Genomic DNA, 25397 nt, shown 5'->3' on the forward strand with positions numbered 1-25397 from the left:
GGCAAGTCTCCATCCAGTTGAGTAGGGGAGCCATGCCGGCGTTTTACTGGCATGACACCCCTGCCCATCGGCGGAAGGCTTGTAGGACTTGACCTGAGAATTGGGTAGGAAATTTCAGCAGCGCGCTTGGGAATTCACACTGGCCCCACGGCCGACTCGCCGGCGATGGGGCCAGTACGGGTTTACAGCCTGAAGCGCCTTACCAGGTCTTGCAGGTGGGTGCCCAGCCGCGCGAGCTCGACACTGGAGCTGGCCGTCTCCTCGCTCGCCGCCGAGGTCTGGTCGGAGATATCCCGCACATTGATCACGCTGCGGTTGATCTCCTCAGCGGTTGCACTTTGCTGTTCAGCGGCGGTGGCAATCTGCTGGTTCATCGCCTGGATCGACGATACGGTCCGGGTGATGGTCTCCAGCGAAGTGCCCGCGCGGCGGGTCAGCTCGACGCTGCTGTCGGTGAGCTGGCGGCTGGCGTCCATCACGCTGGCCACTCGCTGGGTCCCGCTTTGCAAGCCGGCAATCAGCTCTTCGATCTCTTCGGTGGACTGCTGGGTACGCTGCGCCAGGCTGCGCACTTCGTCGGCGACCACGGCAAAGCCGCGTCCGGCCTCACCGGCCCGCGCCGCTTCGATGGCCGCATTCAGCGCCAGCAGGTTGGTCTGCTGGGCCACCGACTTGATCACATCCAGCACGCTGCCGATCTTGTCGCTTTCGGCCTTGAGCTGGTTCATCGCCTCGCTGGAGTTGACCACTTCACCGGCCAGGCGCTCGATTTGCGCCACGGCTTCACTGACCACCCGATCACCTTCACGCGCCTGTTGGTCGGCCATCAGGGCCGCTTCCGAGGCTTGCTCAGCGTTGCGTGCCACCTCATGCACGGTGGCCGCCATTTCGTTCATGGCGGTGGCCACCTGGTCGGTTTCGACCTTCTGGTTGCTGACCCCGGCGCTGGTCTGTTCGGTTACCGCCGAAAGCTCTTCGGCGGCGCTGGCGATCTGCGTGACACCGTCACCGATACCCCCTATCAGTTCACGCAGGCCTTGGGTCATGCGCTGCATGCTGGCCTGCAACTGCCCCAGCTCGTCACGACGGGTTGCCAGAAGGTCCTGGCGCAGGTCGCCGTTGGCCACGCGCTCGGCGGCGGCCAGTGTCTGGCGCAGTGGCACGATGATCTGCCGAGTGATGGCCCAGGCCGCGATCAGGCCCAGCACCAATGCCAGTGCCGTGGCGCAGGCAAGCAGGGCCTTCGCCTGGCGCGAGCCTGCATCGCGGACTTCGGTCTGCGAAACCGTCATCTTCTGGCTGTTATCCATCAGCACGGTGCCTTGATCAGTCATCACCTGCAGGGCCTGATCACTGGCCAATTGCGCGCTACCGAACTGGTTGACCGCATCGCGGTAGGCGGCGAGGGCCGACAACGCGTCGTCGAGGCTGGCGGCATATTCGGCGGGCAGCTTGGCGGGTAGCGCCTTGAGGTTGGTCATGGCCTGGTCGATGGCGTTGAGCGCAGTCTGCTGGTAGTTCGCATCGCCACTGTAGGTGTAGCCGCGCACCTGGAAGCGTGCTTGCTGGAGCAGGGCACTGACCTCTACCGTGCTGTGATAGGGCGTGATGTCGCCGGCTTGCAGCAGGCGTTCCTGCACCTTGCTGATAAGTGCGGCTGCCTTGTCGGCGCTGTCACCCAATACGCTTCGGCTGGCTTCGCGGCGTTGCCCGGCCTGCTTGAGGTCGGCGAAAGCTTGCTGGTATTTGCGCACCGCCTCCTGCTGTTGCTGCAGGCGCTGATGATCGACGGGCTGTTCGATCTGGCCAAGCATCAGGCTGATCTGGCGGTCGAGGCTAGCGAGGGCCTTCTCCAGTTCGCCGATCGCCGCTTCGCTGCGTTCGCGCTGGTAGTGCTGCCGCGCGATGCGCAGTTCCTGGGTGCCTTGGCTGATGACCGAGATATTGCCCAGCTTGTCACCACGGTCGATGATGCTGTCCATGCCTTGCCAGCCCGTGAAGGTGATGGCCAGGGTCAGTAACAGTACCAGGCCAAAGCCCAGCCCCAATTTGCGATTGACGCTCACATTTCCCAGCGTTTCGGTAACCCATCGGAACATGTTCGACTCCCCGGTAAACTTGGCAGCACGGATTATTGTTGTGTTGCCTAGGCATCGGCCTGCGCCGGGGAAACTTGATGGGAAAAACCTGACCCGTTTGTCAGAAAATCCTTGAGAGCAAGGCTGTTACGGCGGTTTCCACACGCAGGATGCGGTCACCGAGCTGTACTGGCGCGAGCCCTGCCTTGCCCAGCAGTTCGACTTCGTACGGAATCCAGCCACCTTCGGGGCCAATGGCCAGTGTTACCGGGCCTTCGACGGCGCGCGGGCAGGCGGGGTAGGGGCCGGGGTGGCCGACCAGGCCTAAGGTGCCTTCGGCGATCGCGGGCAGGCGGTCTTCGACGAACGGTTTGAAGCGTTTTTCGATGAGCACCTCGGGCAGCACCGTGTCGCGGGCCTGTTCCAGGCCCAGTATCAGGTTGTCGCGGATGCTCTCGGGGCTGAGGAACGGCGTCTGCCAGAAGCTTTTCTCGACCTTGTAACTGTTGACCAGGATCAACCGCTGTACCCCCAGCGTGGCGACGGTCTGGAACAGCCGGCGCAGCATTTTCGGCCGTGGCACGGCAAGCACCAGCGTCAGCGGCAGCTTGGCCGGCGGCGGCTGGTCGAAGCCGACTTCAAGCTCGGCTTCGTGCTGTGCCAGGCGTACCACGGTAGCGGTGCCCATCAGGCCATTGATGCGGCCTACGCGCAGGCTGTCGCCGACCACTACGCGGTGAATTTCCTGCATATGGGTGAAGCGCCGATCGGCAAGGACGACGCGGTCGGCCGACACGAAGTCGGCCTCTTCAAGAAGCAAAAGATTCACGGCTGGGTCGCTGGCGGCTGGTCGTTATGGTCGTTTGCCGCTTCGTCTTCGGCATGGCTGCGCTTGCGGATCAGGCTGCCGCACAACACGCCGATCTCGAACAGCAGCCACATCGGCACGGCGAGCAAGGTCTGCGAGAAGATGTCGGGCGGGGTCAGGATCATGCCGACCACGAAACAGCCGATGATCACGTAGGGGCGGATTTTCTTCAGGTATTGCACGTCGACCACGCCGATCCACACCAGCAGCACCACCGCGACCGGGATCTCGAAGGCAACGCCGAAGGCGAAGAACAACGTCATGACGAAGTCCAGGTAACTGGAAATGTCGGTCATCATCGACACGCCTTCCGGCGTGGCGCTGGCGAAGAAGCCGAAGATCAACGGGAACACCAGGAAGTAGGCGAAGGCCATGCCGGCGTAGAACAGGAAGATGCTCGACACCAGCAGGGGGATGGCGATGCGCTTCTCGTGGCGATACAGGCCCGGGGCGATGAAACCCCAGATCTGCTGCAGGATGAACGGGATCGCCAGGAACAGCGAAACGATCATGGTCAGCTTGAACGGCGTCAAGAACGGCGAGGCCACGTCGGTGGCGATCATCGTGGCGTGGGCCGGCAGGTGTTCGCGCAGTGGTGCCGAGACCAAGGTGTAGATCTGCTGGGCAAAGGAGAACAACCCGGCAAAGATCAGGAAGATGGCAGCCACGCAGCGCAGCAGGCGGGTGCGCAGTTCGGTCAGGTGCGAGACCAGCGGCATGGGCTGGTCGTCTTGCGGTTTTTCGCTCATGGGGCTCGCGGCGGTTGAGACTGTTCGGGCTGCCCAGGTGCAGGGGCAGGCGCTACCGGTGCCGACGTTGGCGTGGCAACGGGCTGCTCGGTGGCCCCTGCAGCGGGTGGCGGGGCAGGCGGCGTCAGCGGGTTGAGGATGCGCTTGGCTTCCTGTTCCATCTGCATGATGTGCTCGTTGTGCAACTGGCGGCGGATGTCATCGGCGCCAATTTCGCGCTCGACTTCCATCTTGATCGAATTGAAGCTTCGTTTGAGCCGGCCGATCCACAGCCCTGCAGTACGCGCGGCACCGGGCAGGCGCTCGGGGCCGAGCACCAGCAGCGCTACCAGGCCGACGAGCAGTAACTCGCTGAAACTCATGCCGAACATGGCTCAGTCTTTCCGCTGCGGCTCTTGGACCGGCTGGGCCTGGCCCTCGATGGTCTGGCCCTGTGGTTGTTGTGCGGTGTTCTGCACGGGCGGTACCGGCTGGGCAGGCGGTGGGGTCTGCTCGGCGGGTTTGCTTTCTTCTTCGTTCATGGCTTTGCGGAAGCCCTTGATCGATTCGCCGAGGTCACTGCCGAAGTTCTTCAGCTTCTTGGTGCCGAACACCAGGACGACGACGACCAGCAGGACGATCCAGTGTTTCCAGTCAAAAATACCCATGGTGCTCTCCTAGAATGCTATTGAGTCAGGCCGAAGGCCCGCGAGCGGCCTTTTCATCGTGCCCGGACAGGCCGAAGCGGCGCTCCAGCTCATCGAGCACGGCTTGTGGATGCTGGCCCAATGCACTGAGCATGACCAGGCTATGAAACCACAGGTCGGCGGTTTCATAGATGACATCACTGTAATCCTTGCTGACCGCAGCGTCCTTGGCAGCAATGATGGTCTCGACGGACTCTTCGCCGAGCTTTTCGAGAATCTTGTTCAGGCCCTTGTGGTACAGGCTGGCGACGTAGGAGCTGTCGGGGGCCGCTTGCTTGCGTTCTTCGAGCACTTCGGCCAGGCGGTTGAGGGTGTCGCTCATGTCAGTGTCCTGCGTTGTAGATGGCATCCGGGTCTTTCAGCACCGGATCGACGGTTTTCCACTGGCCGTCTTCGAAGACGCGGTAGAAGCAGCTTTCACGGCCGGTATGGCAGGCGATATGGCCCAGTTGCTCGACCATCAGGATGATCACGTCGGCATCACAGTCCAGGCGCATTTCGTGCAGCTTCTGCACATGCCCCGATTCCTCGCCCTTGCGCCACAGCTTGCCACGCGAGCGCGACCAGTAGATGGCGCGTTGCTCGGCGGCAGTGAGTGCCAGCGATTCGCGGTTCATCCAGGCCATCATCAGTACGCGTCCGGTCTTGTGGTCCTGAGCGATCGCCGGTACCAGGCCATCGCTGTTCCACTTGATCTCGTCCAGCCACTCTTTCATCGTCGACTCCAAAACCGGGCCCGCTTCTGTGCCGGGCCCTTTGCGCTAGTGTGCCAGCCAGCAGCGCGGCTGGCTATTGGCGCACGATCAGGTAAAGGCCGGCTGCCAGCATCAGCCACGCCGGCCAGGCGGCCGGGGCGGCCAGGCTGGCGGCCTCGGCGGCGCCTGCGGCCAGCACCGCACCGCCGCCCAGCAGGCCGGCACCGAGCAGGCGCAGCGCCCAGCGGTCGCCCTGGCGACGCCGCTCGGGCAGCTGCGGGTCGTGCAGATGCGGCTGGGAAAGACGTTCGAGCAGGTCGCGGGTCATGCCGGCCAGGTGCGGCAGCTGTTCGGCCTGGCTGTACAGGTTGCCGAACATGGCCTTGGGGCTGTAGCGCTCGCGCATCCAGCGTTCCAGGAACGGTTTGGCGGTGCTCCACAGGTCAAGGTCAGGGTACAGCTGGCGGCCCAGGCCCTCGATGTTGAGCAGCGTCTTCTGCAGCAGCACCAACTGCGGCTGGACTTCCATGTTGAAGCGCCGGGCTGTCTGGAACAGGCGCATCAGCACTTGGCCGAAGGAAATGTCCTTGAGCGGTTTTTCGAAGATCGGCTCGCACACGGTACGGATGGCCGCTTCGAATTCATTGGCCTTGGTATGCGCCGGTACCCAGCCCGAGTCGATGTGCAGCTCGGCGACGCGGCGGTAGTCGCGCTTGAAGAAGGCGATCAGGTTGCGCGCCAGGTAGTCCTGGTCTTCGGCGGTGAGGCTGCCGACGATCCCGCAGTCGATGGCGATGTACTGAGGGCTCCACGGTTTGACGGTGCTGACGAAGATATTGCCGGGGTGCATGTCGGCATGGAAGAAACTGTGGCGGAACACCTGGGTGAAAAACACCTCCACACCGCGCTCGGCCAGCAGTTTCATGTCGGTGCGCTGGTCTGCCAGGGTGGCCATGTCGGTCACTGGCACGCCGTAGATGCGCTCCATCACCAGCACCTTGGGGCGGCACAGGTCCCAGTAGACCTGGGGCACGTACATCAGCTCCGAGCCTTCGAAGTTGCGCCGCAGCTGGCTGGCGTTGGCCGCCTCGCGGAGCAGGTCGAGCTCGTCGTAGATGGTTTTTTCGTAGTCGCCGACGATCTCCACCGGGTGCAGGCGACGGGCATCGGCCGAAGCCCGCTCGGCGCCCTTGGCGATCAGGAACAGCCAGGCAAGGTCCTGGGCGATCACCGGCTTGAGGCCCGGGCGCACGACCTTGACCACCACTTCCTCGCCGGTCTTCAGGCGCGCGGCATGCACCTGGGCCACCGAGGCGGAGGCCAGCGGTTCGACGTCGAAGCGGCTGAACACTTCACCCACCTTGGCGCCAAGCTGGCTTTCGATAAGCGCCACGGCTTGTTTTGGGTCGAACGGGGGTACACGGTCCTGCAGCAGCATCAGCTCATCGGCGATGTCGGTGGGCAGCAGGTCGCGGCGGGTGGACAGCAACTGGCCGAATTTGATGAATATCGGCCCCAGGTCCTGGAGCGCCAGGCGCAGACGGGCCCCCCGGCTGAGTTCGGAGTGCCCGCGAGGCAACCAGCGCCACGGCATCAGCAGGCGCAGGCTGCGCAGCCACCACGGCAGCGGTAGGTCGAAGAGCAGGTCATCGAGGCGGTAGCGGATCACCACGCGCTGGATGCGAAAGAGACGACGGACGGCGAGCAGCTTCATGCGTTATCGCTGGTATCAAGGGATCGGGAGAGGCGCTGCAGGCGCGCCTCGAGGCGTTCTGTATCGACCTTCAGGGTGTCTAGCTCGATGAAGGCAGCTTCAGCTTCGCGCTTGCCTACCAGGGTGCGCGACTCTTCGGCCAGGTACTCGGACAGGTTCTGGCTGAAGCGTGCCAGGCCTTGGCGGGTCCAGCGTGCACGCAGGCGCACGTGGCCGGCGAGCAGCGCAGTGGCGACCGGGCCGAGCCAGCGCTGCAGTTCGTGCTCCCAGTCCAGTTCCAGGTCCTGCAGTATGCCGAACAGGTCGAGCAGCACGGCAGTGTCGCCATGCAGTTCGACCTGAGGGCTATGCAGCACAGCGGTCTTGTCCTTGGCCACGGCCAGTTGCAGCAGGCTACCGGCCGGCGCGCGCAGGCTGCAGTCGACCTCGCCTTGCCAGTGTGCGGCGAGCATCAGGCCCTGTTCATCGGGCAGGATGAACACTTGCAGGGCCGGCTGGCGACAATCGATTTCGATGACCTTGCCTTCCAGCGCACCCAGCCGCGGCAATGCCGTGCTGTCCAGGCGCAGGACGCGGTTCAGGCCATGTTCGACGCTGGCGAGCAGCCCTGCCAGCAACATCAGGGCTTGATTCCCCGGTGCACGGCGACGATGCCGCTGGTCATGTTGTGGTAGGTGACCCGGTCGAAACCGGCATCGACCATCATGGCCTTGAGGGTTTCCTGGTCGGGGTGCATGCGGATCGACTCGGCGAGGTAACGATAGCTCTCGGAGTCATTGGTGATCAGCTTGCCGGCCAGGGGCATGAAGGCGAACGAGTAGGCGTCGTAGGCCTTGGACATCAGTTTGTTGGTCGGCTTGGAGAACTCCAGGATCAACAGGCGCCCGCCCGGCTTGAGCACACGCAGCATCGAGCGGATGGCCTCGTCCTTGTGGGTGACGTTGCGCAGGCCGAAGGCGATGGTCACACAGTCGAAGTGGTTGTCCGGGAATGGCAGCTTCTCGGCGTCGGCCTGGACGAACTCGATGTTGCCGGCAACACCGCGGTCGAGCAGGCGGTCGCGGCCGACCTTGAGCATCGAGTCGTTGATGTCGGCGAGTACCACCTGGCCGGTAGGGCCGACCAGGCGCGAAAACTTGGCAGCCAGATCACCCGTGCCGCCGGCGATGTCCAGCACCCGATTGCCGCTACGCACACCTGACAGCTCGATGGTGAAGCGCTTCCACAGGCGGTGCATGCCGCCGGAAAGCACATCGTTCATCAGGTCGTACTTGGCAGCCACCGAGTGGAACACTTCGGCGACTTTCTTCGCCTTCTGGCTCTCGGGCACATCCTGGTAACCGAAATGGGTGGTGGGTTCGGCGTGTTCGCCTTTGCGCTGGTCGTTCATATCGCTTCACCGGAAAAAATTATCGCCATTCTAGGGCGAATGGGCGCATTTGTCTTGGCAGGGTGTACCGTGCGGCGGGGGCGGGCATAATGCCAATTATGTCTTCATATCCAGGAACACCCGTATGACTCAGATCAGCGTCGAACGCAAACACACCCTCGGTCGCGAGGCGGCCCGTGCCAAGGCTCAAACGCTGGTGGAAAAACTGAGCCGTGAATACGACCTCAAGGCCACCTGGAACGGTGACCGGGTGGACGTCGCCCGCAGCGGCGCCAACGGCAGTGTGCACATTGGCGAAGACAGCATCCGTGTGGACCTGAAACTGGGCATGATGCTGTCGATGATGAGCGGCACCATCAAGGGTGAAATCGAGCGGGCGCTGGACAAGGCGCTGGCCTGAGGATGACGGGCCGACCGAGGTCGGCCCGTGACACGCTCAATCGGCCGGAAACGGTACGATGCCGTCGACATCTTCGAGCTTCAGATCGCCCCGGTAGATCTTGATCCGTTCGGCGGTGGTGGCGTGCTTGAGTTGTTCCTCTCGCTCCAGGCTCCGGGGCTCCCAGAATTTCAAGTGGCCCTTGGCGAAGTCGCGGGCGCTGGTCTGCTGGCTGCGGTAATGAAAGTGCGCCTCCCACAGCACTTTGGCGGGGGCATGGGCGTCTCGGATTTCATACACGTCCAGAAAGTCACTTGCACGGCGCGTCGGTTTTCTCGCCACCGTTGGCGTGATCTGCAGGCGCTGCCGTTCATGCAGGTAGCGCAATGCAGCGGCATCGGGGTGTTGCGTGGTGAGGTAGGACTGGGTCAGCAGCCGTTGTTTCTCTGCCCGCACGTAGGTTATCGCTTCCTGCAGTTCGCTGCTCAATGCGGCCAACCGGGGATCGCCTTTGATGGCCTTGAGTTTGACGGCGATCTCAAGCATGTCTTCGATATGCCAGTCCATGAGGTTGGACAGGGCATTCGGCTCGTTGATGTGACGCGCGGCCTTGGCGATGCGCTCGTCACGGCTGGCGAGCAGGCTGGTGGCGCGTTGGCGCAGTTCGGAGGTGTTGAGGGCCACCGAAGGCTGCTCCGGCGGCAGCTCATACCACTCGCCGTCGCGCTGTTCGAACGTGCTGGCAGGTTGCTGAGTGACGGGGTCGTGTTGCACCGCTCGGTTGCTGCCGTGTGCACGGTCGACCAGCAGCCGGCGACCTTGCGCCGTCCTGATGACCGTGTTCTTGCGAGGGTGTACACGGTGCATCACTGGAGCGGGGGCGGGGCTTGCGCCGCTGTCCACGTTCACCAGGGCACTGGCAAGCTGCGCTTCAGTGATGTGCACCAGTGTCGACAATTCCTCGATGTACCCTTGCAGCATGGCCTGGTCGATGGCCGGGTGATCGAACGACTGCAGGTACTGGGCCTTGCCGAGCGTGGTCTGATACTCGCGTAGTGCATCGCCGAGCAAGCCTGCCTGCTCTTCCTGGGGCAGGTTTGCCGTGGCGATGCCATCATGTGTCCAGATGGTCTGTGAGAACTGCTTGCTGTCCAGCGCTTGCTGCAAGGGCAGAAGATCGACGGCCGCTTGCTCGGTCAGGCGCGTCTTGTCCAGCAACAGGTTCGCCATGTCGCTCAGCTTCTGCGCGCGAATGATCAAGGTTGAATAGGGGCGCAGCGCCACGGCCTCTTCGATCCTGGCTTTCTTGTCCTTGTTCTGGAAGGTGATCAGCGGGTCATCCAGTATCTGCGGCAAGAGGTTGTCTAGCCGCTCACTGACCGTGAGCAGGCGGTTGACGATGCCCAGCGTGTCCTGCATGGCCTGGCGAAGTGAAACATGGCGTTGTATTTGTTCGTCGGTCACGGGCAGTTTGCTCAGGCCGACGGAGCGTTGCTCGATGCTGTTGTGGTCCGTTTGTTCCAGCAGACGGCGAAGCAACAGTATGTCGTTCTCGACGAATGTTTCGCAAAGTACCCCCAGGCTGCGCCTGGCGCTGCCGTGCCGGTCCAGCCTGGCGAACCGGGGCTCGATCAGTTGGCGCAGGAGGGAGGCACTGGCTTGCAGCAATGACGCCTGTTTTTCCAGGCAAAGCGATATCGTGCGGATCTGCGGCATAAGCGCCTGGCGCCGGGCAGTCAGGGCCTGGTTTCGTTGCTGCAGCTGTTCGTCCATGGCTGCCGGGCCCCCTGCCCTGGCCAAGGCGTGCCCGAAGGCATTGGCATCGGCATCGTAGTCGGCCATCAATCGCTGGTTCGACTCCAGCAGCGGTTTGATCTTCTTCAGCGCGGCGTGGTGGGTAGCCACCGCCTGGTTCAGGCTGTCGAACTGCTGCTGATTCTGCGCGACGACTTGCTGCCGGGTTCTGGGCATGCCGCCAGCCAGGGCGAGGTCCAGTACCCAGGTATCGTTCCAGCGTGTCAGCCAGGGGCCGTAACGGCGTTGGCGGCCAACGATATGGTAGCCGTCCGGGTTGCCACCCCACCGGCTTTGCCATTCATCCATGTTTTGCGGCGGGCCGATGATTCGCAGGCCTGTTTCGCTTTCCTGCACCTCGTAGGCAGCCCCGTGCAAGTTGACGAAGTAGCGGTCATCGAGGGTATACAACCCGCGAAGCCGGCCTTGGCGCTGCACCTTGAGCCCGTCCAGGGAAATGTTGGCCTGCAGTTGCCCCAGCGCGTGTCGGGTGGGCGCTGGGAGGTTGCCCAGGCGTTGGTTGTCGCCCCAGTTCAGCAACGCGACGTGGCTTTGGGGCTGAACCGGCGATTGCCAGGCGCCTTCGTCTGGCGCCTCCCGCCAGGGCGCAGCGGCAGCCGGGCGGGCTTCCAGGCCTTCAAGCCGTGGCAGCGGGCCTTGCAGCCGGGCCGCAGGGGGTTCTGGGGTGACACTGCCGACATCATGGATCAGCAACATGGCGACATTGGCCAGCAGGTCGGTGACTGCCAGGGCCTTTTCCTCGGGTGTGCCTTGGGTGAGTGCCGACAAATCGTCTTTCAATGCCGCCACTGCAGCCACCACCCAGGCCACGACCGCTGCCGGGCCGCGCAGTAATGGCGTGGTGGCGTTGAACAGCATCCAGCCAAGCTGCCTGGCCAGCGCCCAGCGCTGTTGCGAGTTCGAGACCGCCTGACGCGAGGCAAGCAGTAACAGTGCCTGCACCCTGGCGTTGTGCACCTTGATGTCCAGATCGCCCCGCCAAGGCTCATGCATCAGCGTTACCGGGGTACGCAGCGACTCCAGCGCGTCATCGGTCCAGGCGGTGCCACCGCCCAGCCAGTGCGCCAGGCTGGACAGGCCCGGGTGCAGGTGAGGGCGGATGAAGCCACCGTGCTGATACACGGGCCGGTTTTCATCGTCTATCCAGTCGAGCACGTCCTGCTGCAACTGCGCATCCGTGCGGATAAGCGCCATCAGCGCATCCAGGCTGGCATGTTCCATCAAAGGGCGTTGGGCAAAAAACGGGCGGTAGAGTACATAGCTGGCGCTGGCCTGGACATGCAGCAGGAACATGCCATGCACGGTGTCGCCCTGGCGGGCGCCTGCGAACGGTCGCAGCAGCAGTGCCGAGACCGTCAATGGCGTCGAGGGCAGTGCTTTGCCCAGGCAAAATTCGGCAATCGCCCGGTAGGCGGTGTCGCCAAGCTGGCCGGCAATTTTCGCCTTGAGGGCCGAAAACGCCAGATTACTGCGCCATTCCTGGGCAAAGCGTTGGACTTGCCCGGGGTCATGCTCGAATGCCTGAAGCTGAGCGGCCACGTGCAGCGGATACTGGCCGCCGATGTCGACCGCAACGATCAGGGCCTGAACGTAATCGAGGGTGATCCAGGCTTGCTCCGGTAGGCGCCCCTGGTAGGTCAGGCCCGATGCCACTTCGTTCGACGCGGTGTGCAGGCGTTCTATGGCCAGTTCGGTCAGGGACATGCTTTTGAGGTAAGGCAGCTGGGCTGGCCCTGTCGATGACACAGGCACGACAACGGAGATCGCTATCATCAGCGCGTTGGGGTCGGGCAGTGGCTGGTCGGGGTGGTCGAGTTGCATTTGTTCGCGCAGGCGCCGCCTGGCATAAGCGTGAAGCGTTTCGACATCGTCCAGTGACCCTTTGCTGCCTGCCTGCGCCTGGCGGGCGCCCAACTGCAGCAAGGCGGCGCTGTACAGCAGGCGGTCGCTGGCGTCTGCCGAAGCCAGCCAGCCTGGTAAGGCGATTGCCGGTTGCTCTTGATCCACCACTGGCTGGCCGGAAATGCCTGAGGCGGGGTTGGTAACGGTGTCGAACGTCTGTTCCAGCGCTTCTACAGAGCTGATGGGCGCCACCCTCAGGTGGCCGAGGCGCTCGACGATGCCATTGAGCATGGCCGTAGCCTGGTGTTCGAACGGGTCGCCGGGCAAGGGACGCTGCGCCCAGCGCAAGGTGTCGAAGCGATACGTTTGGGCCAACTGATCGCGCAGGGCATTGGCGAAAGTGGTCGCATCCCTATAGCTGCGTACTCTGCCCGAAGGGCTGCACCACAGCACCAGGTCGGGCCAGAACAGTACAAAGTCCGGCAGCGTGAACGACAGGATGTTGCCCGGCAGGCCCAGCGATATCTGCAGGGCGCTGACGACCGGTGTGTTGGTGCCGTTCGACAGCAGGCGATAGAGCCTGGCTCTGGCGGTGGCATTGAGCCCCTGGCGTTCCACGTTGTTCAGCAGTGAAGCTTTCAGCACATGCGCCAGCCAGCGCAGGTTGGAGCGCTCGTAAGCGCCGGCGGTGCCGGCCCAGAAGCTGATCTGGGCCTGCTCGAAAGCATCGCCCAGGGCGCCGAGCACTGTGTCGAAATCGCGGTTGAGCATCGCCATATCAAGCGTGATTCTGGGCTGGTCGGCAGGGTTGGCGCCTTGCTCCTGGGGGTAGAAGGGCTGCGGTGGGGCGATGCTGAGTTGATCCGCTGCGCCCAGGTCCATGGGGCGGCCGCTCAGGTAGTGCTCCAGCAGCAGTGGCACCAGCGGCTGCTCTGGCGGCAAGGATGGTTCTGCTCTGAGTACGGTGAACCGCTCCAGGCTTTCAAGGTGCGGATAGTTGCGAACGATCCACGGGTAGCGGTCGGCAAGCACGCTGAAGCCTTCGTCAGCCAGCAGGCGGCGTAGTGTGGGGCGTTCGGCGAAGCGGCTGGCCACCAGCTGCCGATAGGTGATGTTCAAGGGCGATACCGCCATGCAAGTCGAGCTCCAGTTTGCAAATGAGCGCGAACACTAGAGGCGGCGAGGTTGCCGGGTGAGGTAAATACGTCGCACGCCCGGGTACATTGGACGAAGCGCGCAGAACATAGAGAGCGGTTGCAACGGGCAGTCATGTACTGCCTCTGCTTAGGGTGAAGATTCTAATTTCTGTCTCTACCTTATGCTCAAGCCCACCTCCATGGGCGGTTCCTCTCCACTCGTGAGCATGAGGTACAGAACATGGCTAAAGTAACCGTGAAGAAAAAGGAAGACGTCCAAAGCACGCTGGGCGAAGTGCGCGGCTATGCGCGCAAGATCTGGCTGGCAGGCATCGGCGCTTATGCCCGGGTTGGCCAGGAGGGTTCGGACTACTTTCAGGAGCTGGTAAAGGCCGGTGAAGGGGTCGAGAAGCGTGGCAAGAAGCGCATCGACAAAGAACTCGATGCCGCCAACAACCAGGTCGACGAAGCGGCCGAAGAAGTCAGCCGCGTACGTGGCAAGGTCGAAGTACAACTCGACAAGATCGAGAAGGCTTTCGACGCGCGGGTCGGTCGCGCCTTGAATCGCCTCGGCATTCCGTCTAAACATGACGTTGAGGCGTTGTCCATCAAGCTTGAACAGCTGCATGAGCTGCTCGAGCGCGTCGCGCACAAACCATAAGGAGAGCAGGATGGCTGGCAAGAAGAATTCCGACAAAGACGGCAGCTCCTGGGTCGGCGGGATCGAGAAGTACTCCCGCAAGATCTGGCTGGCAGGGCTGGGTATCTATTCGAAGATCGACCAGGACGGCCCGAAGCTGTTCGACTCGTTGGTCAAAGATGGCGAGAAGGCCGAGAAGCAGGCGAAGAAAACCGCTGAGGATGTGGCCGATAACGCCAAGGCCTCGACCACTTCGCGTGTTTCTGGCGTGAAGGACCGTGCACTGGGCAAGTGGAGCGAGCTCGAAGAAGCCTTCGACAAACGCCTGAACAGCGCTATCTCGCGCCTTGGCGTGCCAAGCAGGAACGAGATCAAGGCCCTGCACCAGCAGGTCGATAGCCTGACCAAGCAGATCGAGAAACTGACCGGGGCTTCGGTCACGCCGATCTCGTCGCGCGCCGCTGCAGCCAAGCCAGCAGCCAGCAAGACTGCAGCCAAACCGCTGGCCAAGGCAGCTGCCAAGCCTGCAGCAAAAACGGCGGCGGCCAAGCCTGCGAGCAAACCAGCGGCCAAGACTGCGGCGGCCAAACCCGCGGCGAAACCTGCAGCCAAACCCGTTGCTGCCAAGCCTGCAGCAAAGCCTGCTGCTGTGAAAAAACCGGCGGTGAAAAAGGCACCGGCCAAGCCGGCCGCCGCCAAGCCGGCAGCACCCGCAGCCAGCGCCGCACCGGCCGCTACTGCAGCGCCAGCACCCAGCGCAGCTCCCGCCAGCAGCGCTGCGTCGGCACCGGTGAGCGCTACCGAGGCCTGATACCGCGTCGCCGTCATCGCCGGCAAGCCGGCTCCCACAGGTACTGCGCAAGCTTTGAAACCCGCGCAGTACTTGGGGCCGGCTTGCCGGCGATGGGGCCAGGCGCGCCCCCGGAAATCTGTACCCCTACTCCTCCAGGTAGCGCACCGCCAACTGCTCCGCCGCTTCACGCGCTGGCGCCTGCAGATGCGGCGCCACCAGCATCATCACCTGATACACCACGATCCCTACATCCCCCTCGCGCCCCAGTACCCGCTGGTAATCCAGCGAGAACATGAGCGTCAGGGTGATCTGCTCCACCAGCTGTCCCAGCGCCTGCGTTTCACTGACCACCTGGCCCTGGCCTTTGAGGCTGGCCAGCAGTGCCGCCAGTGTGCGTTTAAGTGCATTGATCAGGCTGCGCATGCCCCGTGCCAGCTTGGGCAGGCGCCCGGTCAGGTTCGACAGGTCCTGGAACAGGAAGCGGTACTGGGCCATGCGTTCGACGATCAAGTGAAGAAAAAGCCAGTAGTCCTCGGCATCCAGGCGCACTTCCAGGGGCGGGTCCAGCAGCGGCATCAGCGCTTCTTCGAAGCGCTCGAACAGGCCGATTATCAAAGGCTCCTTACCGTGGAAGTGGTAATACAGGTTGCCTGGGCTGATGCCCAGCTCGTTGGCAATCTCAAGCGTCGAAACGTTGGGCTCGCCCTGCTGGTTGAACAGCTGCAGGGCGCATTCGAGAATACGGTCGCGGGTCTTCATCCAGTCGTTGTACTCATCGGGTCAGGACATAGGTGCCTGGCGCGGGGCCCAGCGGTGGATAGGTCGCGTTGCCCAGCTCTACCCGCGGCGCCTTGAGCGGGCCGGAACGGGGGGTTATCCACTCCAGCCACAGGGGCCACCAGCTGCCGTCGTTGCGCTTGGCATCGTGGAACCAGGCACGCGGGTCACTCGATAGCCTGGGGTTGTCCAGGTAATAGGCCTTGGGGTTGCCGGGCGGGTTGATGATGCTCTGGATGTGCCCGCTGTTGGCCAGCACGAAGCGCCGCTCGCCGCCCAGCAGCAAGGCCGAACGGTACACGGCATCCCATGGCGTGATGTGGTCGTTGCTGCCGGCCACGGTAAAGCTGTCGAGGTTGACCTGCTTGAGGTCGATAGGCGTGCCGCAGACCTCCAGCCCGGCTGGGTGGGTGAGCGGGTTGAGCTTGAAGAAGTCCAGCAGTTCGCCATGCAGTGCAGCGGGTAGCCGCGTGCTGTCGGCATTCCAGTAGAGAATGTCGAAAGCAGGCGGCGTCTTGCCCAGCAGGTAATTGTTGACCCAGTAGTTCCAGATCAGGTCGTTGGGCCGCATCCAGGCGAAGATCCGCGCCACTTCGCTGCCATCCAGTACCCCGCGCTGGTAGGAGCGGCGCTTGGCCGCTTCGATGGTCTGCTCGTCGGCGAACAGACTGGCGGGGCTGTCGAACTTGCTGTCGAGCAAGCTGACCAGGTAGGTGGCGCTGCGCACCCGGCGCAGTTGGTGCTTGGCTTGCAGGTGGCCCTGCAGCGCGGCCATGGTCAGGCCGCCGGCGCAGGCGCCCATCAGGTTGGGGTCGCGGTTGCCGCTGATGCTGCGGCAGGCGTTGAGTGCTTCTTCAAGCGCCTCCACGTAGCTGGACAGGCCCCATTCGCGGTGGCGCGGGTCGGGGTTGCGCCAGCTGACCATGAACACCTGCAAACCGTTCTTGAGCATGAACTGGACGAAACTGTTGTTCGCCTGCATGTCGAAGATATAGAACTTGTTGATCTGCGGTGGCACCACCAGCAAAGGCCGAGCGTGCTGTTTCTCACTCATCGGCTTGTACTGGATCAGTTCCAGCATCTCGTTGCGAAACACCACCGCGCCCGGGGTTGCCGCCAGGTTGCCGCCGACTTCGAAGGCCCGCTCGTCCACCTGGCGCGGCAGGCCGTCGTTGTGGCGCAGGTCGTCGAGCAGGTGGGCCACGCCGCGCACCAGGCTCTGCCCGCCGGTATTGAGCAGTTCCTTGACCGCCAACGGATTGAGCAACGAGTTGCTCGGTGCCAGGGCGTCGTTGATCTGGTTGAACAGGAAATGCGCCCGGGCCCGGTCATCGTCGTCCAGGTGGCTTTCATCTATCCACAGGCGGGTCTGCTTCTGCCAGGCCAGGTAGGCCTGCAGGCCACGGCGGTAAAACGGGTTCTGGCTCCATGTCGGATCGCTGAAGCGCGCATCCCGCGGGCTTGGCGAGTAGGGTGTGTCGCCGAGCATGACGCGACCCAGCTGGCCGCTCAGGGCAAGCAAGTGGCGTGCGGTGTGCAAGGGGTTGAGCAAACCATGCCGGCCAACATTGCGCAGCGTGGAAATCAGGTCGCGGCCGCGCAGGCCGACGATCGCGTTCTGTGCGTTCATGCTGATGGCTGGGAGCGTTGTCGTTCCTTTGGCCGGTTTGTCTTTCATGGCAGCACTCCTTCGTCAGGCCACGGTCGGGACAGAACAACAGCAAACAGCACCCTAGCCGCCGGAGGCCGGGCGGGGGTGCATGACCGCGCGCTGACGTTCTTGCTCGAGGAACTTCATGATGATCGGGGCGACGGCTTCGGCCCGGGTGATCAGGAACAAATGACCGTCGTCGATAATATGTAGCTGGGCATTGGGAATTCGCCAGGCCAGCAAGCGCATGTTGATCAGTGGGATCAGCGGATCGTCGTCGCCGGCCAGCACCAACGTGGGCTGCTGGATCTTGTGCAGCCAGTGGATGCTGGTCCAGCCCAGCCCGGCGAACAACTGCCAGTAGTAGCCCATCTTGCCGCCGGAGCGCACCTTGGATGCATGGTGCATGGCAAGGTCAGGGTCGCGGCGAAAGGCGCCGCCATAGATCAGCGGCGCGATACGGATCACATGCGAGGGCTGGATGTAGCGCCGGGGGCTGGCCATGTTCCACAGCACCCGGGGCTTACCCGGTACCATGAATGCACCGGCGGCGGTGGCGGCCAGCACCAGCTTCTTGCAACGCTCTGGGTAGTCATGGGCGAACTGCTGGGCCAGGGCGCCGCCCCAGGACACCCCGATCGCGTTGACCTGGCCGTAGTCCAGGTAGTCGAGCATGCGTGCGGTCAGCTTGGCCAGGCCGGGGAAGCGATAGGGGCGGCGAGGGGTGGAGGAGCCACCCACGCCTGGCACGTCGAAGGCAATGACTTCGAGGTCCGGGTCCAGCGCTTCGATGAACGGGAAAACCAGCTCCAGGTTGGCGCCGATACCATTGAAGATCAATAGCGGCGTCAGGTGCGGCTTGCCTGGGCGCACGGCAGTGCGGATGGACTGGTCGTCCAGCTCGACGGTCCGGAATATGTAGTGTGACGACATGCGCATGACTCTGTGGTGAATGAAGCGCCGTGGCCTGCCCGTGGGCTGCCACGGCGTTACAACTCAACGTTCGTGAACGTAAGTTCCCGGTGCGGCTTCACCTGCGACGTAGGCACGGTTGCCCAGGCGGGTCGGCGCCTTTTTCAGCTCGCCGGCGCGCTCGCTCAGCCATGTCTGCCAATACAGCCACCAGGAGTCGGCATGTTTGTCTGCGTTCTCTTGCCAGGCCAATGGGTCCCCGGGACGGTCCACACCGGTCAGGAAGCGTGCCTTGGGGTTGCCTGGCGGGTTGAGGATGCTCTGGATGTGGCCGCTGTTGGACAGGACAAATTCGATCTTGCCGCCAAACAGGTGCGCCGAGCGGTAGCACGACTGCCACGGGGTAATGTGGTCGGCGGTGCCGGCCACGCTGAAGATGTCGCACTTGACCTTTTTCAGGTCGATGGCGGTCCCGCACACTTCCAGTGCATCGGCGCGGGTCAGCGGGTTGTTCTTGAACATCTCGATCAGGTCGCCGTGGAAGGCCGCGGGCAGGCGGGTGGTGTCGTTGTTCCAGAACAGGATGTCGAACACCGGCGGCTCGTTGCCGAGCAGGTAATTGTTGACCCAGTAGTTCCAGATCAGGTCGTTGGGGCGCATCCAGGCGAACACCTTGGCCATGTCGCTGCCTTCGAGCACGCCGGCCTGGTAGGAGTGGCGCTTGGCCGACTCGAGGGTCTGCTCGTCGACGAACAATGCGACCTGGGTATCCAGGGTGGTGTCCAGCACGCTGACCAGCAGGGTGAGCGCATTCACCTTCTTCTCGCCCAGCGCGGCGTAGTGGCCGACCAGCGCGGTGCAGGTGATGCCGCCGGAGCAGGCGCCGAGCATGTTCAGGTCCTTGCTGCCGGTAATCGCCAGGACCGCGTCCACCGCTTCCTTGAGTGCGTCGATGTAGGTCGACAGGCCCCACTCACGCTGGGCTTTGGTCGGGTTGCGCCAGCTGATGATGAAGGTCTGCTGATGCGAGCGCAGGCAGAAACGCGCCAGGCTTTTTTCCGGGCTCAGGTCGAAGACGTAGAACTTGTTGATCTGGGGCGGCACCACCAGCAAAGGGCGGCTGTGCACCTGTTCGGTGATGGGGCTGTACTGGATCAGTTCCAGCACGTCATTGCGGTACACCACGGCGCCTTCGCTGGTGCCGAGGTTCTTGCCCACTTCAAAGGCGTCCATGTTGACCTGGCTGGGCATGCCGCCGTTGTTGACCACGTCCTTGGCCAGGTTGGACAGGCCGTCGAGCAGGCTCTTGCCGCCGGTTTCGAAGAACCGTTTGACCGCCGCCGGGTTGGACAGAGTATTGGTCGGTGCCATGGCTTCGGTCATCAGGTTGATGACGAATTGCCCGCGGCTGATGTCCTGGGGCGACAGGTCGCTGCTGCCGATCCAGTCCTGCAGCTCCTTGCGCCAGGCCAGATAGGTTTGCAGGTAGCGGCGGTACAGCGGGTTTTTGCTCCAGGCCGGGTCCTGGAAGCGGCGGTCGTCGCCTTCGGGGGCCAGGCTGGACTTGCCCAGCAGCACGTTTTTCAGCTCCAGGCCGAAATGTGCCACGTGTTTGGCGCTGTGCAGCGGCTGGCGCACGGCCTGGCGCAGCACGGTACGCGCAGAGCTCAGCAGGTCTTTGCGGCGAATGCCGATGACCGGGTTCAGGCCCAGGGTGTTGTCCGAGGCTTGCCGCTGCAACTCATCGTTGTTCTTGTTACTCATCTACGACGCTCCGTTGTCCTGAGACGAGTACCGGTTTGCTGTGGCGCATGCACAGTCGACAGCCCGGTACTGCTACTCGGGTGACCAGTGATAAGGAACAGCGGTGCTGCGGGCCGGATGCTATCGGCGATGAGCTGCGGGGGAGTCTGCGTGTGAAGACAGCCTGCTTTCGCTCGCGACCTCTACATACCAGCCATGCCCTGACTGCCTTCAAAGCAATGCAGGGAACTTGCCAGCTCCATTGGTTACCCGACTTTCATGTAATGCGCAAGACAGCCCATGAATGAGCTGTCTGTAGGGCATTCAAGCAGATGAGATTAGAAAATGCGCTCTAAACCGTGGAAGGCTTGAGCTAGAGCATCAATTTGACCACTGTTTCGGCAGGATCGCGGGATTTGCCGGCCTTGTGCAGTTCATCGAGGTACTCGGCCCAGAGTTGTTCCTGGCGCAGGCACAGTTGCTCCAGATACTCCCAGGTGAACAGCCCGCTGTCATGGCCGTCGTCGAAGGTCAATTTCAGTGCATATTGGCCAGCGGGCTCGAGGCCGCTGAGGCCGACATTGAGTTTGCCGAATTGCAGGATGGGGTTGCCGTGGCCCTGGACCTCGGCGGAGGGTGAGTGCACGCGAAGGAATTCGGCGGGCAGGTGGTAGACCTCGTCGGGACCGTAGGTGAGGCTGAGTGTCCTGGAGGCTTTGTGCAGGTTGATGGCGGTGGGCATGCGGGCCATGGTCTGAATCTCTTCTGAGCGACAAGTTGCAAGCTTCAAGCTTCAAGCTTCAAGCTGCAAGAAGTGATAGTAGAGCCACCCCACAAGGACCATCTGAACGCAGTGCTGCAAGCGACGCCAAACAGCTTGTCGCTTCAACCTTCAAGCTGCAAGCTGCAAGAAGTGATAGTAGAACCATCCCGCAAAGACCATCTGAACGCAGTGCTGCAGGCGACGCCAAACAGCTTGTCGCTTGCAGCTTACAGCTCGAAGCTGCAAGAAGTGACAGTAGAGCCACCCCACAAAGACCATCTGAACGCAGTGCTGCAAGCGACGCCAAACAGCTTGTCGCTTGCAGCTTACAGCTTGCGGCTTGAAGCTTGCCGCTTAGAGAATGTAGCGCGAGAGGTCTTCGTTCTGCGCCAGCTCACCCAGATGGCCGTTCACATAGGCTGCGTCGATCTGGATCGGCGCTTCATCATGGGCGCTGGCCAGGTCGCCAGCACTGAACGACAGCTCTTCGAGCAGGCGCTCGAGCAGGGTGTGCAGGCGGCGGGCACCGATGTTTTCGGTCTTCTCGTTGACCTGGTAGGCGATCTCGGCCAGCCGCTTGATACCGTCGGCCTTGAACTCGATGTTCAGCCCCTCGGTCTTGAGCAACTCGCGGTACTGTTCAGTCAGCGAAGCGTGCGGCTCTTGCAGGATGCGCTCGAAGTCCTCCGGGGTCAGTGCCTTGAGCTCGACACGGATCGGCAGGCGGCCTTGCAGTTCAGGAACCAGGTCGCTCGGCTTGCTCAGGTGGAACGCGCCAGAGGCGATGAACAGAATGTGGTCGGTCTTGACCATGCCCAGCTTGGTGTTGACGGTGCAGCCTTCGATCAGCGGCAGCAGGTCGCGCTGCACGCCTTCACGGGACACATCAGCACCACCGACGTTGCCACGCTTGGCCACCTTGTCGATTTCGTCGATGAACACGATGCCGTGCTGCTCCACCGCTTCCAGGGCCTTCGCCTTCAAGTCATCATCGTTGACCAGGCGGCTCGCTTCTTCGTCGCGAACCATCTTCAACGCTTCCTTGACCTTGAGCTTGCGCGCCTTGCGCTTGCCCTTGCCCATGTTGGCGAACAGGCTCTGCAGCTGGTTGGTCATCTCTTCCATGCCGGGCGGCGCGGCGATTTCGACGCCTACAGCGTCGGCCACCTCGATTTCGATTTCCTTGTCGTCCAGCTGGCCTTCACGCAGGCGCTTGCGGAACAGCTGGCGGGTATTGGAGTCGCTGCTGGTCTGCGCGGCTTCTTCGCTGAAGCTGGTGACCCGGGCCTGCGGCAGCAGGGCGTCGAGGATGCGGTCTTCAGCGGCATCTTCGGCGCGGTGGCGCACGCGGATGATCTCCTGCTCACGCAGCATCTTCATGGCCGCGTCAGCCAGGTCGCGGATGATCGATTCGACATCGCGGCCAACATAGCCCACCTCGGTGAACTTGGTCGCTTCGACCTTGAGGAAAGGTGCGTTGGCCAGCTTGGCCAGGCGACGGGCAATTTCGGTCTTGCCAACGCCGGTGGGGCCGATCATCAGGATGTTCTTGGGCGTCACCTCGGCGCGCAGCTCGGCAGGCAGCTGCATACGGCGCCAGCGGTTGCGCAGGGCGATGGCCACGGCGCGCTTTGCGTCGTCCTGGCCGATGATGTGGCGGTTGAGTTCGTGGACGATCTCGCGGGGGGTCATGGACATGATGAAAATGGTCCTCGAGCAGAATGAGTCAGCGTGGAAAAGCCCCGTCACCGGGACGGGGCGCCAGAACAGCTGATCACTCGGCCAGGTCCTGCTCCTCGATGGTCAGATTGTGGTTGGTGAACACGCAAATGTCACCGGCGATGTTCAGTGCGGTCTCGGCGATTTCGCGGGCCGAGAGGTCAGTCTTGTTCAGCAGGGCACGGGCTGCGGCCTGGGCGTAGGCGCCGCCGGAGCCCATGGCGATCAGGCCGTCTTCTGGCTCGACCACGTCACCGTTGCCAGTGATGATCAGCGATGCATCCTTGTTGGCCACGGCCAGCATGGCCTCCAGGCGGCTCAGGGAACGGTCGGTACGCCATTCCTTGGCCAGCTCGACGGCGGCACGTACCAAATGGCCAGAGTGTTTCTGCAGTTGGGCTTCGAAGCGCTCGAAGAGGGTGAACGCGTCGGCGGTGGCGCCGGCGAAACCGGCGATGACCTCACCGTTGTACAGGCGACGTACCTTTTTGGCGTTGCCTTTCATGACGGTGTTGCCGAGGGATACTTGGCCGTCGCCGCCCATGACGACTTTGCCGTGACGGCGGACAGAAACGATGGTGGTCAAGGGAGAGTCTCCACGCAGCGGGGCAAAATTGCCTGATGCAGACTCATATGGGGGTGGGGGGAAGGATTTCAACCATTGGCGACGAGCTGCAAGCTGCAAGCGGCAAGAAAAACCGGCGGGCCTGCTTTTCTTGCAGCTTGCAGCTTGCAGCTTGCAGCTTGCAGCTTGCGGCGTGCTACGCGGGCTCAGCCCTCGTGGCAGACATGCCCGTCGACCACGGTGTAACGCACTGCGCCGGGCAGGCAGTGGCCGATGAACGGGCAGTTGTCGCCGCGCGAGTACCACTGCTCGCCGGCAACCGTCGAGGCCTTGGCATCGAACAGCACCAGGTCTGCCGCACCACCCACCTTCAGTTCGCCCGCCGGCAGGCGCATGGCGGCCGCGGGGCCGCTGCTCAGGCGGGCGAGCAGGGTCGGCAAGTCGAGCAGGCCATCGTCGACCAGCGTCATGGCCAGTGGCAGCAGCAGTTCGACACTGCTGATACCTGGCTCTGTGGCACCGAACGGGGCCAGCTTGGCATCGCGCTCGTGGGGCTGATGATGGCTGGCGATGGCTTGGATCACGCCCGATCTGACCGCTTCGCGCAGGCCATCGCGGTCGGCGGCGCTACGCAGTGGCGGTTGCACGTGGTAAAGGCTCGAGAACTCGCGCAGCGACTCGTCGGTGAGGATCAGCTGGTACAGCGCCACATCGGCGGTCACCGGCAGGCCAAGTTGCTGGGCCTGGGCGATCAGCTGCGCGCCACGTGCGCTGGTGATCTGTGTGAAGTGCGCACGTACGCCGGCCTGTTCCACCAGCAGCAGATTGCGCGCCAGGGCCACGGTCTCGGCGGTTTCCGGGATGCCGGGCAGGCCGAGAAAACTGGCCATCGCGCCTTCATGGGCCAGGCCGCCTTGTGCCAGGTCGCGGTCCTGGGAGTGGAAGACCACGGTCAGGTCGAAGGTGGCGGCGTATTCCAGGGCGCGGGCCAGGGTACGGTTGTTGGGGATTTCTTTCAGGCCGTTGCCGAAGGCGACGCAGCCGGTGTCACGCAGGGCGACCAGTTCGGCCAGTTGCTCGCCTTCCAGGCCCTTGGTCAGGGCGCCGATGGGGTAGACCTTGCTGTTGCCGGCTTCACGGGCGCGGTCGAGGATCAGCTCGGCCACTGCCGAGGTATCGAGCACCGGCTTGGTCTGCGGCGGGCAGCACAGGCTGGTGACGCCACCGGCTACGGCGGCGCGGGTTTCACTGGCGATGGTGCCCTTGCGGCTGTAGCCCGGCTCGCGCAGCGATACGCCGAGGTCGACCAGGCCGGGTGCGGCGATCAGGCCGTCGGCCTGGATCGTACGGCTGGCGCTGAAGCCGGCCGGGGCCGCGCCGATGGCGGCAATTCGGCCACCGTCCAGGTGCAGATCGGTGACGTGGTCCAGGCCACTCTTGGGGTCGATGACCCGGGCGCCAAGAATGCTGAGGGTCACTGGGCGTTCTCCTGGTCGAGTTGACGTTGCGTGTTCTGCCCGCTCATGGCCATGGACAGCACCGCCATGCGCACGGCGATGCCGTAGGTGACCTGGTTGAGGATCACCGAGTGTTTACCATCAGCCACTGCCGACTCGATCTCCACGCCGCGGTTGATCGGCCCCGGGTGCATGACGATGGCATCCGGCTTGGCGCCGGCGAGGCGCGCGGTGGTCAGGCCGAACAGGCGGTAGAACTCACCCTCGCTGGGCAGCAGGCCGCCAGCCATGCGCTCACGCTGCAGGCGCAGCATGATCACCACGTCGACGTCCTTCAGGCCTTCGGTGAGGTCGGTGTAGACCTTCACGCCGTACTGCTCGATACCGATCGGGATCAGGGTTTTCGGGCCGATCACGCGGATATCCGGGCAACCCAGGGCCTTGAGCGCGAGCATGTCGGAGCGGGCTACACGCGAGTGCAGGATATCGCCGACGATCGCCACGGACAGGTTCTCGAAGCTGCCTTTGTGGCGGCGGATGGTCAGCATGTCGAGCATGCCTTGGGTCGGGTGCGCATGGCGACCGTCACCGCCATTGATGACCGCGACATCCGGGCATACATGCTCGGCGATGAAGTGCGCGGCGCCGGAGTCGGAGTGGCGCACGACGAACATGTCGGCGGCCATGGCCTCGAGGTTGCGCAGGGTGTCGAACAGGGTTTCGCCCTTGCTGGTCGAGGAGGTCGACACATTCAGGCTGATCACGTCGGCCGACAGGCGCTGGGCGGCCAGTTCGAAGGTGGTGCGGGTGCGGGTCGAGTTTTCGAAGAACACGTTGCACACGGTCTTGCCGCGCAGCAACGGGACTTTCTTGACGGCCCGTGCGCCGACTTCGAGGAACGAGTCAGCGGTGTCGAGGATCTCGGTGAGCAGTTCGCGGGGCAAACCGTCGAGCGAGAGGAAGTGGCGCAGCTGGCCCTGATCATTGAGCTGCAGCGGGCGCTTGGCGTCGATTGGCGTCATCGC

Annotated in this window: 23 protein-coding genes and 1 pseudogene; 3 read left to right on the forward strand and 21 right to left on the reverse strand. The window is 63.2% G+C overall.

What is annotated here, in order from left to right; genetic code table 11:
* Positions 1–182: 182 nt before the first annotated feature.
* The 11 genes and pseudogenes from OSW16_RS27005 to ubiE all read right to left on the reverse strand — a co-directional run bounded on the left by OSW16_RS27005 (position 183) and on the right by ubiE (position 8180).
* Entirely contained in the window at positions 183–1055 is an 873-nt protein-coding gene (locus tag OSW16_RS27005) for a methyl-accepting chemotaxis protein (protein ID WP_418942227.1), read from the reverse strand.
* 30 nt (positions 1056–1085) lie between these two features.
* Positions 1086–2099: pseudogene (locus tag OSW16_RS27010) on the reverse strand (methyl-accepting chemotaxis protein); the annotation flags it as partial.
* A 100-nt stretch (positions 2100–2199) separates the two neighbouring features.
* Positions 2200–2907: a 16S rRNA (uracil(1498)-N(3))-methyltransferase gene (locus OSW16_RS02350; protein ID WP_267820465.1), complete on the reverse strand. Its 708-nt coding sequence runs from the start codon at positions 2905–2907 to the stop codon at positions 2200–2202.
* Positions 2904–3695 carry a twin-arginine translocase subunit TatC gene (gene tatC / locus OSW16_RS02355; protein WP_267820467.1) on the reverse strand — a complete coding sequence of 264 codons (792 nt, stop codon included), beginning with the start codon at positions 3693–3695 and terminating at the stop codon, positions 2904–2906. Before tatC ends, OSW16_RS02350 begins: the two co-directional genes overlap by 4 nt.
* Positions 3692–4066, reverse strand: a complete 375-nt coding sequence (tatB, locus tag OSW16_RS02360; protein ID WP_267820469.1) for a Sec-independent protein translocase protein TatB — start codon at positions 4064–4066, stop codon at positions 3692–3694. The genes tatC and tatB overlap by 4 nt, the downstream gene beginning before the upstream one ends.
* Positions 4067–4069: 3 nt before the next feature.
* Positions 4070–4342, reverse strand: coding sequence for a twin-arginine translocase TatA/TatE family subunit (locus OSW16_RS02365; RefSeq protein ID WP_241804092.1), 273 nt, complete (start codon positions 4340–4342; stop codon positions 4070–4072).
* Positions 4343–4367: 25 nt separating this feature from the next.
* Positions 4368–4703, reverse strand: coding sequence for a phosphoribosyl-ATP diphosphatase (locus OSW16_RS02370; RefSeq protein WP_241804091.1), 336 nt, complete (start codon positions 4701–4703; stop codon positions 4368–4370).
* Between the two features lies 1 nt (position 4704).
* Positions 4705–5097 carry a phosphoribosyl-AMP cyclohydrolase gene (gene hisI, locus OSW16_RS02375; protein WP_012312393.1) on the reverse strand — a complete coding sequence of 131 codons (393 nt, stop codon included), beginning with the start codon at positions 5095–5097 and terminating at the stop codon, positions 4705–4707.
* Positions 5098–5170: 73 nt separating this feature from the next.
* The gene (gene ubiB, locus OSW16_RS02380) at positions 5171–6790 is read right to left on the reverse strand and encodes a ubiquinone biosynthesis regulatory protein kinase UbiB (RefSeq protein ID WP_241804089.1); all 1620 of its coding nucleotides are present in this window, start codon (positions 6788–6790) and stop codon (positions 5171–5173) included.
* Complete coding sequence (locus OSW16_RS02385) at positions 6787–7410, reverse strand: ubiquinone biosynthesis accessory factor UbiJ (RefSeq protein WP_267820475.1); 624 nt, start codon at positions 7408–7410, stop codon at positions 6787–6789. The genes ubiB and OSW16_RS02385 overlap by 4 nt, the downstream gene beginning before the upstream one ends.
* Entirely contained in the window at positions 7410–8180 is a 771-nt protein-coding gene (gene ubiE / locus OSW16_RS02390) for a bifunctional demethylmenaquinone methyltransferase/2-methoxy-6-polyprenyl-1,4-benzoquinol methylase UbiE (protein ID WP_012312396.1), read from the reverse strand. The genes OSW16_RS02385 and ubiE overlap by 1 nt, the downstream gene beginning before the upstream one ends.
* Positions 8181–8304: 124 nt before the next feature.
* On the opposite strand from ubiE, the gene OSW16_RS02395 reads away from it, so the two are divergent.
* On the forward strand, positions 8305–8580 hold the full coding sequence (locus OSW16_RS02395) for a polyhydroxyalkanoic acid system family protein (RefSeq protein WP_241804087.1): 276 nt from the start codon (positions 8305–8307) through the stop codon (positions 8578–8580).
* A gap of 36 nt (positions 8581–8616) precedes the next feature.
* On the opposite strand, the gene OSW16_RS02400 is transcribed toward OSW16_RS02395, so the two are convergent.
* Entirely contained in the window at positions 8617–13350 is a 4734-nt protein-coding gene (locus OSW16_RS02400; RefSeq protein ID WP_267820477.1) for a DUF6543 domain-containing protein, read from the reverse strand.
* Positions 13351–13593: 243 nt separating this feature from the next.
* Between OSW16_RS02400 and OSW16_RS02405 the strand changes: the two genes are divergently transcribed.
* On the forward strand, positions 13594–14013 hold the full coding sequence (locus OSW16_RS02405) for a phasin family protein (RefSeq protein WP_267820479.1): 420 nt from the start codon (positions 13594–13596) through the stop codon (positions 14011–14013).
* A 10-nt stretch (positions 14014–14023) separates the two neighbouring features.
* Positions 14024–14803: a phasin family protein gene (locus OSW16_RS02410; protein WP_267820482.1), complete on the forward strand. Its 780-nt coding sequence runs from the start codon at positions 14024–14026 to the stop codon at positions 14801–14803.
* Positions 14804–14929: 126 nt separating this feature from the next.
* Here the strand turns inward: OSW16_RS02410 and OSW16_RS02415 are convergent, their stop codons facing one another.
* The 9 genes from OSW16_RS02415 to OSW16_RS02455 all read right to left on the reverse strand — a co-directional run bounded on the left by OSW16_RS02415 (position 14930) and on the right by OSW16_RS02455 (position 25394).
* The gene (locus OSW16_RS02415) at positions 14930–15544 is read right to left on the reverse strand and encodes a TetR/AcrR family transcriptional regulator (protein ID WP_267820484.1); all 615 of its coding nucleotides are present in this window, start codon (positions 15542–15544) and stop codon (positions 14930–14932) included.
* A 13-nt stretch (positions 15545–15557) separates the two neighbouring features.
* Positions 15558–17240, reverse strand: coding sequence for a class II poly(R)-hydroxyalkanoic acid synthase (gene phaC, locus OSW16_RS02420; RefSeq protein WP_267820487.1), 1683 nt, complete (start codon positions 17238–17240; stop codon positions 15558–15560).
* 54 nt (positions 17241–17294) lie between these two features.
* Positions 17295–18146 carry a poly(3-hydroxyalkanoate) depolymerase gene (gene phaZ / locus OSW16_RS02425; protein WP_267820488.1) on the reverse strand — a complete coding sequence of 284 codons (852 nt, stop codon included), beginning with the start codon at positions 18144–18146 and terminating at the stop codon, positions 17295–17297.
* Positions 18147–18209: 63 nt separating this feature from the next.
* Positions 18210–19889, reverse strand: a complete 1680-nt coding sequence (gene phaC / locus OSW16_RS02430) for a class II poly(R)-hydroxyalkanoic acid synthase (RefSeq protein WP_241804080.1) — start codon at positions 19887–19889, stop codon at positions 18210–18212.
* 352 nt (positions 19890–20241) lie between these two features.
* Positions 20242–20619: a DUF971 domain-containing protein gene (locus tag OSW16_RS02435; protein ID WP_267820491.1), complete on the reverse strand. Its 378-nt coding sequence runs from the start codon at positions 20617–20619 to the stop codon at positions 20242–20244.
* Positions 20620–20985: 366 nt separating this feature from the next.
* Positions 20986–22329, reverse strand: coding sequence for an ATP-dependent protease ATPase subunit HslU (gene hslU, locus OSW16_RS02440; RefSeq protein WP_241804078.1), 1344 nt, complete (start codon positions 22327–22329; stop codon positions 20986–20988).
* 76 nt (positions 22330–22405) lie between these two features.
* The gene (gene hslV / locus OSW16_RS02445; protein WP_012312406.1) at positions 22406–22936 is read right to left on the reverse strand and encodes an ATP-dependent protease subunit HslV; all 531 of its coding nucleotides are present in this window, start codon (positions 22934–22936) and stop codon (positions 22406–22408) included.
* Between the two features lie 185 nt (positions 22937–23121).
* On the reverse strand, positions 23122–24393 hold the full coding sequence (locus tag OSW16_RS02450) for a dihydroorotase (RefSeq protein WP_241804077.1): 1272 nt from the start codon (positions 24391–24393) through the stop codon (positions 23122–23124).
* The gene (locus OSW16_RS02455) at positions 24390–25394 is read right to left on the reverse strand and encodes an aspartate carbamoyltransferase catalytic subunit (protein WP_012312408.1); all 1005 of its coding nucleotides are present in this window, start codon (positions 25392–25394) and stop codon (positions 24390–24392) included. The genes OSW16_RS02450 and OSW16_RS02455 overlap by 4 nt, the downstream gene beginning before the upstream one ends.
* Positions 25395–25397: the final 3 nt, after the last annotated feature.

This window comes from Pseudomonas putida, assembly GCF_026625125.1.
Taxonomy (GTDB): domain Bacteria; phylum Pseudomonadota; class Gammaproteobacteria; order Pseudomonadales; family Pseudomonadaceae; genus Aquipseudomonas; species Aquipseudomonas putida_X.

What these genes read in the sequence shown, in the direction of transcription:
- hisI (WP_012312393.1), bottom strand. Translation starts at nt 5,097, where the DNA reads ATGAAAGAGTGGCTGGACGAGATCAAGTGGAACAGCGATGGCCTGGTA.
- OSW16_RS02365 (WP_241804092.1), bottom strand. Translation starts at nt 4,342, where the DNA reads ATGGGTATTTTTGACTGGAAACACTGGATCGTCCTGCTGGTCGTCGTC.
- OSW16_RS02405 (WP_267820479.1), top strand. Translation starts at nt 13,594, where the DNA reads ATGGCTAAAGTAACCGTGAAGAAAAAGGAAGACGTCCAAAGCACGCTG.
- OSW16_RS02455 (WP_012312408.1), bottom strand. Translation starts at nt 25,394, where the DNA reads ATGACGCCAATCGACGCCAAGCGCCCGCTGCAGCTCAATGATCAGGGC.
- OSW16_RS02410 (WP_267820482.1), top strand. Translation starts at nt 14,024, where the DNA reads ATGGCTGGCAAGAAGAATTCCGACAAAGACGGCAGCTCCTGGGTCGGC.
- ubiB (WP_241804089.1), bottom strand. Translation starts at nt 6,790, where the DNA reads ATGAAGCTGCTCGCCGTCCGTCGTCTCTTTCGCATCCAGCGCGTGGTG.
- phaC (WP_267820487.1), bottom strand. Translation starts at nt 17,240, where the DNA reads ATGAAAGACAAACCGGCCAAAGGAACGACAACGCTCCCAGCCATCAGC.
- tatB (WP_267820469.1), bottom strand. Translation starts at nt 4,066, where the DNA reads ATGTTCGGCATGAGTTTCAGCGAGTTACTGCTCGTCGGCCTGGTAGCG.
- phaC (WP_241804080.1), bottom strand. Translation starts at nt 19,889, where the DNA reads ATGAGTAACAAGAACAACGATGAGTTGCAGCGGCAAGCCTCGGACAAC.
- hslU (WP_241804078.1), bottom strand. Translation starts at nt 22,329, where the DNA reads ATGTCCATGACCCCCCGCGAGATCGTCCACGAACTCAACCGCCACATC.
- OSW16_RS02385 (WP_267820475.1), bottom strand. Translation starts at nt 7,410, where the DNA reads ATGTTGCTGGCAGGGCTGCTCGCCAGCGTCGAACATGGCCTGAACCGC.
- OSW16_RS02395 (WP_241804087.1), top strand. Translation starts at nt 8,305, where the DNA reads ATGACTCAGATCAGCGTCGAACGCAAACACACCCTCGGTCGCGAGGCG.
- OSW16_RS02370 (WP_241804091.1), bottom strand. Translation starts at nt 4,703, where the DNA reads ATGAGCGACACCCTCAACCGCCTGGCCGAAGTGCTCGAAGAACGCAAG.
- tatC (WP_267820467.1), bottom strand. Translation starts at nt 3,695, where the DNA reads ATGAGCGAAAAACCGCAAGACGACCAGCCCATGCCGCTGGTCTCGCAC.
- OSW16_RS27005 (WP_418942227.1), bottom strand. Translation starts at nt 1,055, where the DNA reads ATGCAGCGCATGACCCAAGGCCTGCGTGAACTGATAGGGGGTATCGGT.
- OSW16_RS02435 (WP_267820491.1), bottom strand. Translation starts at nt 20,619, where the DNA reads ATGGCCCGCATGCCCACCGCCATCAACCTGCACAAAGCCTCCAGGACA.
- OSW16_RS02415 (WP_267820484.1), bottom strand. Translation starts at nt 15,544, where the DNA reads ATGAAGACCCGCGACCGTATTCTCGAATGCGCCCTGCAGCTGTTCAAC.
- OSW16_RS02400 (WP_267820477.1), bottom strand. Translation starts at nt 13,350, where the DNA reads ATGGCGGTATCGCCCTTGAACATCACCTATCGGCAGCTGGTGGCCAGC.
- phaZ (WP_267820488.1), bottom strand. Translation starts at nt 18,146, where the DNA reads ATGTCGTCACACTACATATTCCGGACCGTCGAGCTGGACGACCAGTCC.
- ubiE (WP_012312396.1), bottom strand. Translation starts at nt 8,180, where the DNA reads ATGAACGACCAGCGCAAAGGCGAACACGCCGAACCCACCACCCATTTC.